Here is a 13931-nt window from a genome sequence, read left to right as displayed (position 1 = left end):
CATCACCTCCTTTAGCGATAAATATCGCTGATTAAATCATCAATTCCATCCTCATCAATATCATCAAGCAACATCATTGTTTCTTTATGGGCTACTAAAAATGCCACAAATCCATCAATCTTCTTTTTAGACTGACGTTTCGACGGAGCTTTCATCCCATTGATGTTGGTTACAACTACTACGTTAAGAGCGCAATAAACAAGAAGAGGATTATCAGTAAATAAACGTTTTTCATAAATAATACGTTCAGCATCATCAAGAGGAGCGTTCATTACTGTAGGATATTGATTAACTGCGATACACTCTATTCCAAGATTCTCACACTTTTCAATCAATTTTTGTGACATAGCAGGGTCATAATTCAATTGTTGAACATCATATAAATCCATACATTCAACAATATAATCAAGAACCTGATCTTGATTAATCATCTTCCCATCACAAAAAGTAACGAATCCTTTCTCAGCCAAATCCTGATAAGGAACATTATCCTCTTTTTCTCTAAACTCGATGTTATCAATAGGTATGAAATACATTTGTTTGACTTTTAATATTGCTTTTCCTTCGTCATTAAATGTCGGAAAGTTAATGCTAACGCAAGTTAAGTCAGTAGTCCTTGATAAATCTAGTCCAAGATAACATGTCTCACCAGTTAAATCTCCGAGATCGTCAACTAAAATATGTTCTACTTGTTCTTGTTCAAAGAAATTATCGGCACTATTGACAAATAAATTAAGATGTTTAGATAAAAATTCAGCCTTAGAATGGGCTGACTGTTTGGCTTTTTTAAATTCTGTTTCTAATTGTTCAAGTGTAACCGAGACTCCGATATTGGGATTAACCATCTCCCAAACTTTCCGGTCTTCCCAATCAAAATTTTTGTTAGGTTCCCAGATAGCAACAAATAATGAATCATCATTATCATTGTCTAATACCTGTTTTGCATACTTATAGACCCGCATTCCCACTGATGATGAACCTTTTCCTGCTGTTGAAACATTAAGCATCATTGGTTGTTCGCGAGAAATCTGAGCTGATTTCAAGTTATCGTACATGTCCATATTTTCTTGGGCATGTAACTCATCATTCAATACAAAGTATGGATTTTTTCCTTCAAGTCCTTTAGTATTTTTACTTAAAACTTTAAATTTATTTTGGTAAACAATGCCATTGATAGAATAGCGATATAATGCTCCGCTAATTGTTCCATTCACTCCTTTATAAATTTGAGTATCTTTTGATAACTCAGGAGCATTTTCGATAGTTTGAGCAATGGGTTCTGCAGCATTTTGTGCTTGTTCATAATCGGTTGCAGCAGTATAGCAGTCTGCACCAAGTTCTCCCTCACCATACATGGCATACAGTAATGCACCAGCTGCAATAGCTGTTTTACCATTTTTCTTAGGGACTTGTGTGTAAGATTCTCGAACTAAACGAACATCTTTTCCTTTTTCATTGGTATGATACCAGCCATACATATTTGAAAAAACAAACATTTCCCATAGTTCGAGTTCCATCAATTGACCTGCAAGCGGTCCTTTGACGTGCCTAACGAATGATTGAACAAAATCGAGCATTTCATTTGCTCGGTCAACTTCAAACCAAATATCTTTACGCTTTTTCCACTTGCGATATCGCTTCACTGCTTTAATAATTGACTTGGGATACTTGGACTTATTACGCATTACCATTGTGGCATATAGATCAGCATAATTTATCCCAGGTTCAATGATCACCCAGAATTCCTCCATTTATCACGATGCGCCTGTAATTCATTTATGGATTGAATTTTTGACGTTTTACCATCGTTTTCTTCCACTTTTTGAGCAATTTTTCGTTTATTAGTCAATCCAAGTGCATCAAGCATTTTGTTTTTTTTGTCGTTCCAAGTTTCGACATATTGAGCAAGAGGATGCTTCATCTCATTAATTGCTCCAGCCTTGTTCTTATGCTGTTTTGTAGCAGGAAAACCTTTTGCTTTCCATTCATCAAACATGGATTTATATATCACAAAAGCATCCAAATAGTTGTCAATTAATGGACAAATTGAAGGTGTAAAAAGCTCATCATCTTTTAAGATATTGATGATTCTTTCTCGCTCTTCTTCCCTTGCAATATCTAGGATTTCAAGCTTTTTCTTTTTCGACAATTTTGCCATTTCACACCCCCTTTCTTTTTTTAAAAGTTGTGCAACTTTATTTGTGACTCCATCTACCCTATCCTCCAACGAAAAAAATTTTTTTATTTTGGATAGGGGGGCTATCAAGAAAAATAATTCGGAAAGACTTTTTTATCTTTATCTTCATTTTCTTCAATAACATGGCATTTAGGACATAAAAGCATTAAGTTATTTGGTTCAAGCTTAAGAAGCTTGTCTTGCTTGATAGGTATGATGTGATGGACATGTGCCTGTCTACCATGTACGAACCTACCACAACGTTGACAACAACCTTTATTTTTTTCATAAATAAATTGTCGCATTGCTTTCCATTCTTTCGTTCGATAGAATGGTTTGTTCTCATGGTGATAGATGTCTTTCTTCTTGCGTTGCCGTTTAGATCTGACATGCTCCTCACAGTACTTACCTTGGTTTATCTTATTGTCACATCCGTTGAAATCACAATATTTCATTGCAAGAATTCAAGGATTTCTTTTTTCTTTGTAAGTTCTTTTGGAATCTCTACTTCTATAGAAGCAGCATATTCTTTAAGTTGAGGAATAGTCAAGCTATCTAGTTCAACGCCTTCTACCTCTCCTTGTCCTACCTCTTGAGCTTTTACTTCGCCCACTTCAAACTTAAGCTCTTCACCGTCAGGAACGAATAAAGTTTTCTTATTTTCAGAATCCCAGTACTCTGTTCCTGTAATTGTTTTTCTTACTTTTGAAATCATAAGCATTTCCTTTCTTTACACAAAAAAGACCACCAGATAGGGCAGTCTTTTTTTCTCTTCAAAATAATATAATACAAGTATATCATCAAAAACATAAGGTGATGTTCTTTTTTTGTGTTCTTTATGTTTGCACTTTTAAGGAGCAAATCCTGACCACATCATTATTGTATTTTTTAGTTCTCGATAATCTTTATAAATTTTACTTCTGCTCATATTATATTTTTGCTCTATCTCCCATTGAAAGAGATTATCACACCATCGAGCCTCACAGATTGAACGAGCGTTATTAAACTGGCTACTATTAATCCATGCTTCGATTTGATATTTTTGATGTTTGAGTTGTATTATTAATGCATCATCTTGGATTTGTTCTTTTAATAATACTGCACGTAATTGTTCAGAATCTCCATTATAAGATGTTCTGATTCCTAAATTATCAATCTTTGATTTATAAGTTAATTGTTCAATTCGAGCTTCAATTCTTTTATCAATATTTCCATTGACATAATCACGAATTAATCTATCCAGTCTATCAATCTTTGGCATTTCTACTCCTTTCAAAATTATTATTTATTTTGTTTTTTTAACCTCCCTTATTATTAGTAAATATATAATATAATCGGAAAGTCTCTTTATATCTGTTAACCTCTATCACTAAAGGTTTGACAGGTATTTTTTTATTTTTATTAAAACACTGTTTTTTTACTCATCTATTCTTCTAAAATACAAGGTAATCATCACGTTTAAAGATATTACTTCGCCCGTTCCAGTATCTTTGATGTGAAAGCATTTTTCCCCAAAACTTATAACATCATCTAAATTATTTTCCATTACAACGAATTTAACGCTATATCCTTTGAATATTGCTAAATGTGATATAAGAACAAATTGACAATTGTTATTTTTTGTAATAATATATTATTACCTATAAAAGAATTCGGAGAAAACATATGCCTGTAAATTTCAAACATTCTACTTCTTGCCCAAGCTGTAAAAATATCATTTCGATTCCCTTATCAACCAATGATTTTTTATCAGATTATGATAATAAAAGACCAATGGGAACAGAATATCAATATACCGTCACAGACTATCCTGCTACTTGTCCTAAGTGTAAAAATAACTTTGTACTGAACGGAAATATATTTGAGTATCCTGAAGGACAAATTGAAATATCTGATTTAATTGCAGAATAATATAAGAATGCCCTAAACTGGGCTTTTTTTGTTTACTTAATATCAATTCCAAGTTCTTTAGCCAACTCATGGATAAGAGTCGTATTATCTTCGATATTTTGCTCCAACAAAGGGATGAGCGTTCCAACTCTAGCGTTAAAAGAACATTGTGTAAATCCACTTAAATTTAATCCGACTTTATCAGTCAAAAGAACATCACTCTTTTTATAATGTTCTAAAGCATTTTTCTGATTTTTAACATAATGGATTAAGCTTTCAAGTCTTTCAATTTTAATTTTGGTTTCGACAATTTGTTCTGAAAAATCAACAGTAATTTCTTGTGGCATATTTCTCCTCCAGTTGAGTTTAGCGAGTTCCTAGCTCAGTATGTGATATAATATAGCTGACCAAAATAATAAACATAATATAATAATAGAACTAAGTTGTTTACTAACTCTTGCGCTCGAACCTGGTCAGTTCGGGTATTTTTATTTTGGTATGAATTATAGTTATATGTGCTATAATGTTGATGACCAAAAATAAAATGAAAAAGTGTTATTTTTTACATGCGAAGCTCAAGCTTGGTCAGCTTGGGCTTTTTTTGCGTTCAATCCATATTGTCTTCAATATATTTAATCCGACTACTACTTCCAGTTCTGAACGCATATATTTTACTTTTAGATGTTCCTTGATTACCAAAATAATCAAAAGTTGGATTACCTCGAATATCATTATTCATATACCAACTAAAATCATTCGGAATTTTATCCTCAATCATGTAATGGAATTTCTCTATAAAATATTTTTGCCCTTCAATGGTTATCTTAGGAATATATTTTTGTACATCCTCTTTTGTTGTCGAAGATAATAACATTATTCCCATTTCAATTGAGAATGCTGTAGGAAAGTTATAAAATTTACCTTTTTCATCTATAGTTATCCTTCGATCTCTCATGAATTTCAAAAACATTATTTTGCTCATATTTATATTATTAAGTTTCAATAATTCTATAAATTCTGAGTAAGAAATCTCTTGATTAGATAAAATTATATTTTTCTTTTCAATAGGAACATAGGTTATACTTTCGATTCTATCCACTTCCCACCTCAATCCATATTTTGATATGCTGCGATTAAAGAAATAACAATAGTTAAAATCCATTCGCTAGTTGTTGCATTTTTAAAAAACATACTAATCATATTAGAAGCAGTCATGAAAACAGCTAAGAATATAACAAATTTTGTCAAGTAATCTCTTATTTTTTTATCCACTTCCCACCTCAATCCATATGTTTATCAAGCCATTTTTCAGCTTCTGTCATTGTTTTCTCTTTCTTTAATAAGACAAGCAGTACAAAGTTCACGACCAAGAGGATAAGGTGGGTTTTGCGTATAATCCTTACTCATCAAAAAGTCAAATCTACCTTTGCAATTATCACAAATCTGATTAAGTTTTTTTGATTCCGCCATCATTCCTCCCCGAACACGTTCTCTGACTCGTCAAGGTATGAGCGGTTGATTTTATTTAACTCTTCTTCTAATCTTGCGCTATGTCTATGAAGCCATTTATCAAACTCAAAATCTTGCCAATCACATCTAATGCAATGTGGTCTAGTATCATACGCTGGATTAAAATCAGGCTTATGCCCGAACAGCTTACACAAAAGTTTCATTGGTTGTCCTCATTTTCGTTAATTGTTTTAGAGCGTTGTAGCAAGATTCAACTATTTTTCTAACAGCTTCACTAACTCTAATTCCTAATTCAGCAACGTTCTTAAATCCATATTTTCTGACAAAATTATTTCGCCATCTTAGAAGCTTAATTTGCCGTTTTTTAGTTGCTTGTCTTTGCTTCTTCCAGCTTGATTTCATTCAATCCCTCCCCACCATTCATTGACCAGCGATATTAGTTTGTCTGTATTTTTCCATAACTTTGGGATATTTACTAACAAATTTTAATTGTTCTTGATGTAAACGATCAGACCAATGGAAAAGCCTATCCATTTCTGCTAAAGCACTCAATTTTTGGTAAATCTCTTTAATATAAAATTCTGCATTCCCTACTGATTTCCAATACGCCGATGTTCTGACAGAGTTCCCATTTTCAGCAAGTTTATGTGCGTTAATATCTGCATTTTCTTTTTTTGTCATCAGGCTATCAATTTCTTTGAATATAATTTTCATCAACTTAATTTGGTAGTTCTGCACGATTTCCTCCGCTGTCATCCCTCCCCCACTTTCACTAAATCAACTCCGAGGGCTTCGCCGGCTAGGTAGGCGAATACTATTCGATAATTACCAGCAATAGTTTGAACAATTAACTGTGGTATTTCATCATATGTTACTCTGGAAAACTCTACCAACGTACCACCCATATTTTTGTACATAAGACCCTTACTAGTAAGTTCAAAATCATATTTTTCCAACTCATCCGCAATGCTTTTAGGAATCGTGAGCTGGGGTTTATTTAATCTAACTGCCTTTAATTCAAAATGTTCTTCACATTCTGGACATTCTAAAATATTATTAACTGAAACGCAGTCATTCCATGAATCAAGTTCATAATCACAATTCGGACATTTTTTATCACTCATCGCCGCTCCCTTCATTTTTTCCATCCCCAGTTGAGCCAAAACCGCCTGTACGCTTTCCATTTGCGTTGTCATCGTCAGTTGTAAGGTACTTAACAAATACCCCTTGCATTATTCTTTGACCTTTAGAAATGGTTACAGGCTCTTTTGAGATATTCATAAATAAGCCTTTAAATTCGTTAGGATAGTAGTCCGAATCAATAATTCCGACTGAATTAATCAGTTGAATGCCACGCTTAACTGGATTGCTTGAGCGGTCGTATAATTTCAACACTTCATCATCTCCAAGTTGAACAGCTAGCCCAGTGCTTACCATTTTAATTTCATCAGGTTGAATCGTAATGGTTTCGCTTGCTGAAATATCATAACCTGCGCTGTGTTCTGTCGCTCTTTCTGGAATAGTCGCATTTTTATTTAGTTTTACAAATTGTCTTTTCATTCTCCGTCCTCCACAGGCACAGCAAACTGCCAGTAACGCTCATCAATTGACTTAATTTCTTGTTCAGTGAAATATTGTTGCCAATATCCTTCGTTGTTTTCTTCCTGTTCTATAAAACATTCATGATAATTGGCTAATCCTCCAAAAAGTAAAAATCTTCCATCATCATTATTTAAAAATTCAACTTCATATTTTTTCTCGTTCATTCCGCCACCTCAATCTGTTCATAGCTCCCAGTTTCCATGCTGTCGATTTCTTGCTGGGTGAAGGTTAACTTCCATGCAGTGCCAATAGAATGCGTAAGTGGGTCTGCTCCAGTCCAAAAGAAGTATCTATCCTCATTTTTAAACTGATTATCCTTTGCAAGGAATTGTCCGGTTAACTCATCTCTCAAATAGAACAGCTGCGGTTTTTCGACCGTGAAACCAATGAGCAGAGCAGTTAACCACGTTTTTTGATGATTATCAATCCAATCTAATTCCTTTTGATTTTCAAGATAGCTTGCTGAATAGTTAATATACTTGCCATCTTCAGGGGCGCCAAAGGTATTGATTAACTTACCGATGAAATCAGGCACGACTGGCAGGGCTTGCTGTTGGAGTTTGGGAGTAAGATTTGTTATTTCGTGTTCAAGTTGTTGTCTTTCAGCAAATTTTGAACGAACTACAAGTTGAGCAGTAGTCAAAATACTTACATCTTTAAGTTCGTCTTTTGTTAAATGTTCTAAATTTTGAGTGATTTTCTCAATATAATCATTTTTAGTCATTTTTCGTGTCCTCCAAATTCATCATCCATCCATATTTTCATTTCTGCTGCGTGGTTAACGTCACCAGTAGTTTCAACATACCAGTTAATCAACTCCCAACAATTTGCTTTTGCGTACTCTTGAGCAACTTTCTTTGTGTATAATAAATCTCCGTCTTTTAAGTCACAAAACTGGTTGAGGTTTGCCTGTACTGTGCTCCAAGCTGGTTCTTTAACCAAAACAACTTCTCCGACTGATTCAAATTCGCTTAGTTTCATCTACCTGCTCCTATAATCCTAATTCTTCTTTTCTTGAGTTTTCGATTGCCATTTGCGCTCTGATATTTCTTCGCAATCTACGTTCTTCTTTTGTTTCGTGTTTTCTACGTTCTTTTTCTTTTGTTTCAATAAGTTCTTCTTCTGATGAGATTGAAAGCAATGGGAATCTTTTTCTAGTTTCTGCTTCATTTAAAACCGCATGTTTTCTTGTTTTTCTGTAATCAAAAGCGTGCTTACCAACTTGGATATATGAATATACGTTATTTGTGCTAATATTTAAAAATCGGGAAATTTCTCGAGCAGTTCCTGTCATTATGAATTCCCCTTTGTCATAATAATCATAAACAGAAGCGGGAAGTTTACGTCCTTCTTTTTTCTTTTATTCCATAAGCTCTTTAGTTTTTCCTTTATTCAAAATAGCGTGCTTATATTTAGGGTTAGCTTTTTTAGGGTCTTTCCCATTCTTTATCCATAAGGATATGGAGTTGCGGGAAACATCAAAGTAATCGGCTATCTCGTCAATTGTTCCAGTTGCTTTTTTTTCGCCTTCAATATAAGCATCAAAGACTTTTACTACCATTTTTTCCTCCTAATTTTTTAATTCTTTCGTGAAACTCGGCCTGCATTTCTTGGTTAAATTTGCTCTTAGCATTCATTTCAAATTCTTTTCGTTCTTGTTCAGATGATACTGTCTCGCTTGCAAGTTTACTGATTCTTCTTGCTTCGTTTCGTTTATCGTAGTACCCCATATTTGAACCTCGTAATTTATATTTTTGATATATATTTCAAACTAAACCGCAATGCGGTGAGCAGTTAAAAGCATGCTCAGGCTGACTAAATACGAACCATCGCCCAAGATGGTCTTACTTAAAGTTGAACTATTTGCTTTAGTTCAATCTATCCGCTTAGGATTAATGAGAACTGCGGAATTGCTCCTATTGGTAAATATATAGTATACTCGGAACTTCAAATGTTACCTATAGACCATTGATTTCAAAGCCTTTGTAGGCTATCTTTTATTTTCATTAAATCAGCCCATTTTTTATGCTATAATTTTAATAGTTTAAAATTTAGCAACGTACTTATGAAAGGATTTAACATGAAATTAGAAGATGTTTATCAGGTAGAAATACTAACTGACACAAAAGCAATTAATGCTCTACTAAAAAATGGTTGGTCAATCATCCAAACAGGAAATACTAAAGCTTATGAGGATCTTCATAATCTTAGAATCACTGGTGAAGTTCAGATTGCTGTTGGTGCTGAAAAATCTGTTTATGAAAAATTTAACCTTGAAACATGGCAGGATATTCTCCATAAAGAATCAGTTGCTGAGTTTGGTTTCTGATTTTTTACCCAGTAAAAATTCATTTATATTCTCTGCCAATAACACCCAACCTTGTTCCAACAAGCGATTTGCTTCATCAATATCGCTTGTTTTTTTTAATTCTTTAATCATTTATATTTTCCTTTTCATTAATTATTTAAACTCTAATTTAGCTTCGCATTCATCACAAGCTGGATAAGTTTCATCAGGAATTATTTCAGATTCCTTGATATACTTTCCACATAGATAACATGAAACACAGAATTCATTTTCAATCAATTGGACTGACATAAGCAATTCCTTTCAAGCTTTTCCAACTTGCCATTGAACCAAGAATAGAAATAATTTCATCATTTGTTTTCAGCATTAGTTTTTCCTTTTTAATTCTTCCAAGTGGATAATGGGCCAATTCCCAATCTTTAATTATTTCTGAGATAGTCATCTTTGAATTCCTTTACTAGATATATTCATGATTTGGGCTTTTTTCATTCTGTTTCTCAAACGAATTGGTAGCCGGTCTAGTCGAGAATCACTTTCAGGGATTGAAAGTATTACAAGACTACATGTATCTTTTGTACTCAATAGAAGAGCATTCACATCATCAATATCTTTTTCCGCATAATCAGCAAGTGAGTTGAGAATAAGAATATCAGCAGTTTCAATATCAAATTTTAGCTTTAAGAATTTTTGCTTTTCTTCATCGCTCATGAATCTATTTCTACGTTGCTCTGTGTATTTATCAGGCCGTATTGTTTTTACTTTTACAGTTTGGCCTAAATTATCAATGATCCATTTGACAAAATTATCTGTGTTAATCACACTTAGTTCATCGCTGTAATTATATTTAACGATGACATCTTTTCTAAGGTCCACCCCTTTTTGTAATCTTAACTTTTCAAAATAATCAACTTCCTGTGGTTTAGTCACATCCGTTCCATATTCTGGTGATGCTCCATACTCAACAAGCCTTCTATCTTTGTGTTCATTTTGACATTGAGGGCAAAAGTGAGGTTGATAATTTCTTTTTTCTCCACCTTTAAAATTCCCCTCAATTGATAAAACTTCTTTTTGAACTTGCCATAAATTACAATGATGAACCCCACATACACCAACACCTTCTTTTATGATTTCAACTTCATAATTAGCAAAATGGTCTATCGCTTCTTTTTCTTCATCAATCAAATATATCCACCTGCTTTTCTATTTTGTGGTTCAGAGGTTGGTAATGTTTGAAAATCATCAAAAGTCTCTTTATCTCCACTGATGAACTTAACAGCATTAACAGAGAATTTACCCGTTGGATCATCAATTTTTTCTCGTTTGTACCACACAGAATAGTTTTTAGCCCCGGTTACCGCCTGTTCCTTCTGGAATGTTGGTAGTTTAATAAATTCAATTTTCACAGCTTCACGCAACTTGTTATTTTTAATAGCTAAGTTAGTAAAAGTATTAAAATAATCAGAAAGTAGAGAATCAGTGTCACTTTCTACATCTTCTTCTATACCTTTACCTTTATCTATACCTTCTTCTTTCTCTTTATCTGTGGCTGCGCCTTGTGTGTCTTTTGGTATACCGCTTGTCGTACCAAAAGTTTTGTTCTTGAATTGATAACCTTTCGCTTCTAATTCTTTTCTAGCTTCTTTAAAAGTTGTTTGACTATAACGATCTACTCTGAGATTATTATTTTTTAACCAATGAATAATAAAGACAAGTTTTCCATCGGTAGTAAAATCTATAAAGCTCTTATCTAACAGAATTTTTAAATCATCTCTAGTCCCAAATCCAAGATATCTTAATTCACGTTCAACACTTGCGACAATTCCATCATCATCTGCAATCATTCCAAAGTGAAAATATAGTAGCTGGCTTGACTGTGGTAAATCTAAAAATTCATCACTTCTAACCACTTCTTGATTAAACATTCTTTTTTTAGCCACTTTTGTTCCTTACTAAATATTTTTTATTTTGCTGAACTGGTCACTCAGTTCATTTGAACTTAATTTCGTATAAATTGTGGTAGTTGCTATTTGCTCGTGACCAAGTAACTGCTGCAAAACAGTAGCATCTCCACCGTTCATCAAGAACGACTTAGCAAAGTAATGTCTGATTGAGTGAGGATATACTTTTTCTTTATTCACTTTTGCAATACCAGCAATTTTTTTCAAATTTACTCGATAAGTTCGTTGATTCTTATAAAAAATTGTTCCTTCAATACTTGCTTTTTTAACATAAGCTTTCAATTGTTTTTTTAGAAATTGAGGAATTGTGATAATTCTTTGCTTTCCTTTGTTTTCTATTATTGTTATTTTTTTATTGAGGTCTTCCACTTTAAAAGAACAAACCTCAGAAATTCGCATTCCTGTATTACCTATTACTAAGATAAAAAGTCGCATTTCTTCAGTGGTACTATTTTTTAGCAATCTTTTATAATCAGCTTCAGTTATTGATTCCCTATGTTCCTTAGTTTGGCTCTTCAACAGCTTAACTGATAATCTGTCAGAAATATATCCTTCTGTTTCTAACCACTTTAGATAAACATTGACAATAATAAGTTTCTGATTGATTGTTTTCAATTTATAATTTTTCCCAGATTTATATTGAAAATCTTTCAAGTATTGCTTAAATTCAATCAAAGTTTCTTTATCTAATGAAAAATCATTTGAAACAATATAATCATCTAGCTGCCTAAGTGTGGTTAGGTAGTTTTTTATAGTATTTTTTCCTAACTCATTATCTTTAAGAAAATACTTATATTCCTTGAGTTGTAGCATCCATAAACCACCTATCTCTCTAATGTCCAAACAGCACTCAGGAATGAATAGCCAGACTCACTGATTCCACCCTCTAATTTCGTTTGGAAATCATACCCTTGTTTTTTCAGCTCACTAATTCTTGCTGGAGCTTCCCAAATTCCAAGAAAGGTTAATGCTTCCCATCTTGTCAATGAAGCATGAGTATCAAACCAGCGAAGTATTCTCTCATGTTGTGTTAGCTTTTGATTTGGTACAATATTATTAGCCATATTTCCTCCAATCTGTTACAATTGAGGTAGAATTTTGGGAAAATTTTCTACCAGCTCGCATTACCAGTGCGGGCTTTTTTCATTTCTGCAAAGAATGGTGATTCTTCTAACCACATTCCAAGCGATTGTTCTTTTGCATAATGAACAAGTGATTCACTGGGCTGTGCTCGTGGTTGTTTCATAGCTCGAACACGGTCATTTGCGTTGAGGATTGAACTATAAATCTCCAATTGTGCTTCAACATCTTTGCGACCCTCTAACCACTGTTGGTCAGATTTATTTAAAAGTTTAATTTTGAGCATGTTTTCTCCTATTTTTTGTAACTCTTATAACGAGTTGCTTCTTTCCACTCTACAAACTCTTTAAATACTTCTTTATTGATAAATACAAGTCCGTGAGTTGGATTGAGTACACCTTTTTTAAATTCAGGTCGATCTCTCATTTCAGTAAGCCAGGCTGTTAATGTGCCTTTTGATAAGCCTTGCCAGACTTCCATAAGGTGTTTTTTGTCACACCATTCTGCATCTTCTGCATTTTCTACAGGTAGATAGGTTATTTTTGCGTATGGCATATTAAATTCCTCTCTATACTAAATCCATTGGGAAAGCATCTGTAAGTTTAGCTAAAATTTCAACAGATTTTGGGCCACCATCGTTCTTATTCAAAGCATTCCGGAGTTGTTGTTCACTTACTCCATCAAGCGCAAAAGCCATAGTTTTAATTGAAATTCCTGTTTTTTTTCTATACTTTTCGATAGCTGCACGATACTTTTGTAATGCAATTTCGGTCATATTATCTCCTTTCTCAAACTAATTTCAAACAAAACACAAAGGATTTTTTGTTTTTTAATCTATTTCCTCTTGACATGTACGGTTAAATAATCTATAATTAAGGCATGTTTAAAGAGCCTAAAAAATACTTTTGAAACTTGCTGGGGAGCTGTTTGCTTTAGTATTAGTTTAGGTTTGGTTTGAAAAAATAACAAATTTCCTTTACAAGAATCATTATAGATTATTATACCGTGTTTGTCAACTATTTTCGGTCTTTTAATCTAATTTATTTTTCTTGTACCCTCTGAAAGGTTGATACAAGTGGATTTATATGAAAAAATAAAAGAGCTTGCAGCTCAAAGAAAAGTTTCAATTAGTAGGCTTGAAGAAGAACTCGGCTTCGCTAATGCTTCGCTAAAACGCTGGAAAACTTCTAATCCTGGTGCCGATAAACTAACAAAAGTTGCTGATTATTTTAATGTCTCTGTTGATTATCTTCTTGGACGTGAAGAATCAAAAACAACTAATGAACCAGTTGACTTGAAAAAATTGATCAGCGAGAAAAAGCCTACCTCTTGGGATGACCCCAGAATAGACTGGAATGAGTGGGTTTCTTTTGATGGTGAACCTATCAGTGATGATGTGAAGAAAATGCTATTTGCAATATATGGCGATAAGCTAACAGACTAATCG

Annotated in this window: 31 protein-coding genes and 1 pseudogene; 3 read left to right on the top strand and 29 right to left on the bottom strand. The window is 33.4% G+C overall.

Features of this window, described 5'->3' with window-relative positions:
• Positions 1 to 11: 11 nt before the first annotated feature.
• The 6 genes from HFD15_RS00965 to HFD15_RS14505 all read right to left on the bottom strand — a co-directional run bounded on the left by HFD15_RS00965 (position 12) and on the right by HFD15_RS14505 (position 3722).
• Entirely contained in the window at positions 12 to 1733 is a 1722-nt protein-coding gene (locus tag HFD15_RS00965; protein WP_202982901.1) for a terminase TerL endonuclease subunit, read from the bottom strand.
• Entirely contained in the window at positions 1733 to 2158 is a 426-nt protein-coding gene (locus HFD15_RS00960) for a P27 family phage terminase small subunit (RefSeq protein ID WP_046782071.1), read from the bottom strand. The genes HFD15_RS00965 and HFD15_RS00960 overlap by 1 nt, the downstream gene beginning before the upstream one ends.
• Positions 2159 to 2262: 104 nt before the next feature.
• Complete coding sequence (locus HFD15_RS00955; RefSeq protein WP_167593565.1) at positions 2263 to 2631, bottom strand: HNH endonuclease; 369 nt, start codon at positions 2629 to 2631, stop codon at positions 2263 to 2265.
• Positions 2628 to 2891: a hypothetical protein gene (locus HFD15_RS00950; RefSeq protein ID WP_167593564.1), complete on the bottom strand. Its 264-nt coding sequence runs from the start codon at positions 2889 to 2891 to the stop codon at positions 2628 to 2630. The genes HFD15_RS00955 and HFD15_RS00950 overlap by 4 nt, the downstream gene beginning before the upstream one ends.
• A 135-nt stretch (positions 2892 to 3026) precedes the next feature.
• The gene (locus HFD15_RS00945; protein WP_167593562.1) at positions 3027 to 3437 is read right to left on the bottom strand and encodes a DUF722 domain-containing protein; all 411 of its coding nucleotides are present in this window, start codon (positions 3435 to 3437) and stop codon (positions 3027 to 3029) included.
• 156 nt (positions 3438 to 3593) lie between these two features.
• Complete coding sequence (locus HFD15_RS14505; RefSeq protein WP_255303390.1) at positions 3594 to 3722, bottom strand: hypothetical protein; 129 nt, start codon at positions 3720 to 3722, stop codon at positions 3594 to 3596.
• A 119-nt stretch (positions 3723 to 3841) separates the two neighbouring features.
• Between HFD15_RS14505 and HFD15_RS00940 the strand changes: the two genes are divergently transcribed.
• Positions 3842 to 4087, top strand: a complete 246-nt coding sequence (locus tag HFD15_RS00940) for a hypothetical protein (RefSeq protein WP_167593560.1) — start codon at positions 3842 to 3844, stop codon at positions 4085 to 4087.
• Positions 4088 to 4119: 32 nt separating this feature from the next.
• On the opposite strand, the gene HFD15_RS00935 is transcribed toward HFD15_RS00940, so the two are convergent.
• From HFD15_RS00935 to HFD15_RS00870, 14 genes and pseudogenes are all read right to left on the bottom strand, one after another.
• A complete protein-coding gene (locus tag HFD15_RS00935) occupies positions 4120 to 4413 on the bottom strand; it encodes a DUF1359 domain-containing protein (protein WP_167593558.1) in 294 nt (97 codons plus the stop codon).
• A gap of 260 nt (positions 4414 to 4673) precedes the next feature.
• A complete protein-coding gene (locus HFD15_RS00930) occupies positions 4674 to 5165 on the bottom strand; it encodes a phage antirepressor KilAC domain-containing protein (RefSeq protein ID WP_167593556.1) in 492 nt (163 codons plus the stop codon).
• An 8-nt stretch (positions 5166 to 5173) separates the two neighbouring features.
• Positions 5174 to 5338: a hypothetical protein gene (locus HFD15_RS00925; RefSeq protein ID WP_167593467.1), complete on the bottom strand. Its 165-nt coding sequence runs from the start codon at positions 5336 to 5338 to the stop codon at positions 5174 to 5176.
• A 36-nt stretch (positions 5339 to 5374) separates the two neighbouring features.
• Complete coding sequence (locus HFD15_RS00920; RefSeq protein ID WP_167593554.1) at positions 5375 to 5536, bottom strand: hypothetical protein; 162 nt, start codon at positions 5534 to 5536, stop codon at positions 5375 to 5377.
• Positions 5536 to 5739 carry a DUF1660 domain-containing protein gene (locus tag HFD15_RS00915; RefSeq protein WP_167593552.1) on the bottom strand — a complete coding sequence of 68 codons (204 nt, stop codon included), beginning with the start codon at positions 5737 to 5739 and terminating at the stop codon, positions 5536 to 5538. Before HFD15_RS00915 ends, HFD15_RS00920 begins: the two co-directional genes overlap by 1 nt.
• Positions 5723 to 5938, bottom strand: coding sequence for a hypothetical protein (locus HFD15_RS00910; protein ID WP_167593550.1), 216 nt, complete (start codon positions 5936 to 5938; stop codon positions 5723 to 5725). The genes HFD15_RS00915 and HFD15_RS00910 overlap by 17 nt, the downstream gene beginning before the upstream one ends.
• Before the next feature lie 18 nt (positions 5939 to 5956).
• The gene (locus HFD15_RS00905) at positions 5957 to 6292 is read right to left on the bottom strand and encodes a DUF1140 family protein (protein ID WP_167593548.1); all 336 of its coding nucleotides are present in this window, start codon (positions 6290 to 6292) and stop codon (positions 5957 to 5959) included.
• Positions 6289 to 6660 (bottom strand): hypothetical protein, encoded by a 372-nt coding sequence (locus HFD15_RS00900; protein WP_167593546.1) that lies wholly within the window; start codon positions 6658 to 6660, stop codon positions 6289 to 6291. The genes HFD15_RS00905 and HFD15_RS00900 overlap by 4 nt, the downstream gene beginning before the upstream one ends.
• Entirely contained in the window at positions 6653 to 7096 is a 444-nt protein-coding gene (locus HFD15_RS00895; protein WP_167593544.1) for a dUTP diphosphatase, read from the bottom strand. The genes HFD15_RS00900 and HFD15_RS00895 overlap by 8 nt, the downstream gene beginning before the upstream one ends.
• Positions 7093 to 7302 (bottom strand): DUF1642 domain-containing protein, encoded by a 210-nt coding sequence (locus tag HFD15_RS00890; protein WP_167593542.1) that lies wholly within the window; start codon positions 7300 to 7302, stop codon positions 7093 to 7095. The genes HFD15_RS00895 and HFD15_RS00890 overlap by 4 nt, the downstream gene beginning before the upstream one ends.
• Positions 7299 to 7862: a DUF1642 domain-containing protein gene (locus tag HFD15_RS00885; protein WP_167593540.1), complete on the bottom strand. Its 564-nt coding sequence runs from the start codon at positions 7860 to 7862 to the stop codon at positions 7299 to 7301. Before HFD15_RS00885 ends, HFD15_RS00890 begins: the two co-directional genes overlap by 4 nt.
• Positions 7859 to 8119 carry a hypothetical protein gene (locus tag HFD15_RS00880; RefSeq protein WP_063280201.1) on the bottom strand — a complete coding sequence of 87 codons (261 nt, stop codon included), beginning with the start codon at positions 8117 to 8119 and terminating at the stop codon, positions 7859 to 7861. The genes HFD15_RS00885 and HFD15_RS00880 overlap by 4 nt, the downstream gene beginning before the upstream one ends.
• 10 nt (positions 8120 to 8129) lie before the next feature.
• A pseudogene (locus HFD15_RS00875) lies at positions 8130 to 8699 on the bottom strand (DUF658 family protein).
• Entirely contained in the window at positions 8680 to 8868 is a 189-nt protein-coding gene (locus HFD15_RS00870; RefSeq protein WP_167593538.1) for a DUF1497 domain-containing protein, read from the bottom strand. The pseudogene HFD15_RS00875 and the gene HFD15_RS00870 overlap by 20 nt, the downstream one beginning before the upstream one ends.
• Before the next feature lie 350 nt (positions 8869 to 9218).
• Between HFD15_RS00870 and HFD15_RS00865 the strand changes: the two genes are divergently transcribed.
• Positions 9219 to 9467 (top strand): hypothetical protein, encoded by a 249-nt coding sequence (locus tag HFD15_RS00865; RefSeq protein WP_167593536.1) that lies wholly within the window; start codon positions 9219 to 9221, stop codon positions 9465 to 9467.
• On the opposite strand, the gene HFD15_RS14500 is transcribed toward HFD15_RS00865, so the two are convergent.
• From HFD15_RS14500 to HFD15_RS00825, 9 genes are all read right to left on the bottom strand, one after another.
• Entirely contained in the window at positions 9444 to 9578 is a 135-nt protein-coding gene (locus HFD15_RS14500) for a hypothetical protein (protein ID WP_255457134.1), read from the bottom strand. The two genes, HFD15_RS00865 and HFD15_RS14500, sit on opposite strands and share 24 nt — an antisense overlap.
• Before the next feature lie 139 nt (positions 9579 to 9717).
• A complete protein-coding gene (locus HFD15_RS00860) occupies positions 9718 to 9888 on the bottom strand; it encodes a hypothetical protein (RefSeq protein WP_075070376.1) in 171 nt (56 codons plus the stop codon).
• Positions 9885 to 10628: a hypothetical protein gene (locus HFD15_RS00855; RefSeq protein WP_167593534.1), complete on the bottom strand. Its 744-nt coding sequence runs from the start codon at positions 10626 to 10628 to the stop codon at positions 9885 to 9887. Before HFD15_RS00855 ends, HFD15_RS00860 begins: the two co-directional genes overlap by 4 nt.
• Complete coding sequence (locus HFD15_RS00850) at positions 10625 to 11383, bottom strand: phage replisome organiser protein (RefSeq protein ID WP_167593532.1); 759 nt, start codon at positions 11381 to 11383, stop codon at positions 10625 to 10627. Before HFD15_RS00850 ends, HFD15_RS00855 begins: the two co-directional genes overlap by 4 nt.
• Before the next feature lie 12 nt (positions 11384 to 11395).
• Positions 11396 to 12217 carry a tyrosine-type recombinase/integrase gene (locus HFD15_RS00845; protein ID WP_167593531.1) on the bottom strand — a complete coding sequence of 274 codons (822 nt, stop codon included), beginning with the start codon at positions 12215 to 12217 and terminating at the stop codon, positions 11396 to 11398.
• Between the two features lie 11 nt (positions 12218 to 12228).
• The gene (locus tag HFD15_RS00840; protein WP_167593529.1) at positions 12229 to 12468 is read right to left on the bottom strand and encodes a helix-turn-helix domain-containing protein; all 240 of its coding nucleotides are present in this window, start codon (positions 12466 to 12468) and stop codon (positions 12229 to 12231) included.
• Between the two features lie 47 nt (positions 12469 to 12515).
• Entirely contained in the window at positions 12516 to 12770 is a 255-nt protein-coding gene (locus HFD15_RS00835; RefSeq protein ID WP_058223786.1) for a hypothetical protein, read from the bottom strand.
• 8 nt (positions 12771 to 12778) lie between these two features.
• Positions 12779 to 13039, bottom strand: coding sequence for an excisionase (locus HFD15_RS00830; protein WP_167593527.1), 261 nt, complete (start codon positions 13037 to 13039; stop codon positions 12779 to 12781).
• A gap of 13 nt (positions 13040 to 13052) precedes the next feature.
• The gene (locus HFD15_RS00825) at positions 13053 to 13259 is read right to left on the bottom strand and encodes a hypothetical protein (RefSeq protein ID WP_129300327.1); all 207 of its coding nucleotides are present in this window, start codon (positions 13257 to 13259) and stop codon (positions 13053 to 13055) included.
• A gap of 300 nt (positions 13260 to 13559) precedes the next feature.
• Between HFD15_RS00825 and HFD15_RS00820 the strand changes: the two genes are divergently transcribed.
• The gene (locus tag HFD15_RS00820) at positions 13560 to 13928 is read left to right on the top strand and encodes an XRE family transcriptional regulator (protein ID WP_129300328.1); all 369 of its coding nucleotides are present in this window, start codon (positions 13560 to 13562) and stop codon (positions 13926 to 13928) included.
• The last annotated feature ends 3 nt before the right edge of the window (positions 13929 to 13931 follow it).

This window comes from Lactococcus sp. EKM203L (assembly GCF_011800585.1).
Taxonomy (GTDB): Bacteria; Bacillota; Bacilli; order Lactobacillales; family Streptococcaceae; genus Lactococcus; species Lactococcus lactis.
This window is presented reverse-complemented; position numbering and strand designations above follow the sequence as displayed.

Coding starts and splice junctions, on each gene's coding strand:
- HFD15_RS00960 (WP_046782071.1), bottom strand. CDS start 2,158: ATGGCAAAATTGTCGAAAAAGAAAAAGCTTGAAATCCTAGATATTGCA.
- HFD15_RS00955 (WP_167593565.1), bottom strand. CDS start 2,631: ATGAAATATTGTGATTTCAACGGATGTGACAATAAGATAAACCAAGGT.
- HFD15_RS00950 (WP_167593564.1), bottom strand. CDS start 2,891: ATGATTTCAAAAGTAAGAAAAACAATTACAGGAACAGAGTACTGGGAT.
- HFD15_RS00945 (WP_167593562.1), bottom strand. CDS start 3,437: ATGCCAAAGATTGATAGACTGGATAGATTAATTCGTGATTATGTCAAT.
- HFD15_RS14505 (WP_255303390.1), bottom strand. CDS start 3,722: ATGGAAAATAATTTAGATGATGTTATAAGTTTTGGGGAAAAATGCTTT.
- HFD15_RS00940 (WP_167593560.1), top strand. CDS start 3,842: ATGCCTGTAAATTTCAAACATTCTACTTCTTGCCCAAGCTGTAAAAAT.
- HFD15_RS00935 (WP_167593558.1), bottom strand. CDS start 4,413: ATGCCACAAGAAATTACTGTTGATTTTTCAGAACAAATTGTCGAAACC.
- HFD15_RS00920 (WP_167593554.1), bottom strand. CDS start 5,536: ATGGCGGAATCAAAAAAACTTAATCAGATTTGTGATAATTGCAAAGGT.
- HFD15_RS00915 (WP_167593552.1), bottom strand. CDS start 5,739: ATGAAACTTTTGTGTAAGCTGTTCGGGCATAAGCCTGATTTTAATCCA.
- HFD15_RS00910 (WP_167593550.1), bottom strand. CDS start 5,938: ATGAAATCAAGCTGGAAGAAGCAAAGACAAGCAACTAAAAAACGGCAA.
- HFD15_RS00905 (WP_167593548.1), bottom strand. CDS start 6,292: ATGACAGCGGAGGAAATCGTGCAGAACTACCAAATTAAGTTGATGAAA.
- HFD15_RS00900 (WP_167593546.1), bottom strand. CDS start 6,660: ATGAGTGATAAAAAATGTCCGAATTGTGATTATGAACTTGATTCATGG.
- HFD15_RS00895 (WP_167593544.1), bottom strand. CDS start 7,096: ATGAAAAGACAATTTGTAAAACTAAATAAAAATGCGACTATTCCAGAA.
- HFD15_RS00890 (WP_167593542.1), bottom strand. CDS start 7,302: ATGAACGAGAAAAAATATGAAGTTGAATTTTTAAATAATGATGATGGA.
- HFD15_RS00885 (WP_167593540.1), bottom strand. CDS start 7,862: ATGACTAAAAATGATTATATTGAGAAAATCACTCAAAATTTAGAACAT.
- HFD15_RS00880 (WP_063280201.1), bottom strand. CDS start 8,119: ATGAAACTAAGCGAATTTGAATCAGTCGGAGAAGTTGTTTTGGTTAAA.
- HFD15_RS00870 (WP_167593538.1), bottom strand. CDS start 8,868: ATGGGGTACTACGATAAACGAAACGAAGCAAGAAGAATCAGTAAACTT.
- HFD15_RS00865 (WP_167593536.1), top strand. CDS start 9,219: ATGAAATTAGAAGATGTTTATCAGGTAGAAATACTAACTGACACAAAA.
- HFD15_RS14500 (WP_255457134.1), bottom strand. CDS start 9,578: ATGATTAAAGAATTAAAAAAAACAAGCGATATTGATGAAGCAAATCGC.
- HFD15_RS00860 (WP_075070376.1), bottom strand. CDS start 9,888: ATGACTATCTCAGAAATAATTAAAGATTGGGAATTGGCCCATTATCCA.
- HFD15_RS00845 (WP_167593531.1), bottom strand. CDS start 12,217: ATGCTACAACTCAAGGAATATAAGTATTTTCTTAAAGATAATGAGTTA.
- HFD15_RS00840 (WP_167593529.1), bottom strand. CDS start 12,468: ATGGCTAATAATATTGTACCAAATCAAAAGCTAACACAACATGAGAGA.
- HFD15_RS00835 (WP_058223786.1), bottom strand. CDS start 12,770: ATGCTCAAAATTAAACTTTTAAATAAATCTGACCAACAGTGGTTAGAG.
- HFD15_RS00830 (WP_167593527.1), bottom strand. CDS start 13,039: ATGCCATACGCAAAAATAACCTATCTACCTGTAGAAAATGCAGAAGAT.
- HFD15_RS00825 (WP_129300327.1), bottom strand. CDS start 13,259: ATGACCGAAATTGCATTACAAAAGTATCGTGCAGCTATCGAAAAGTAT.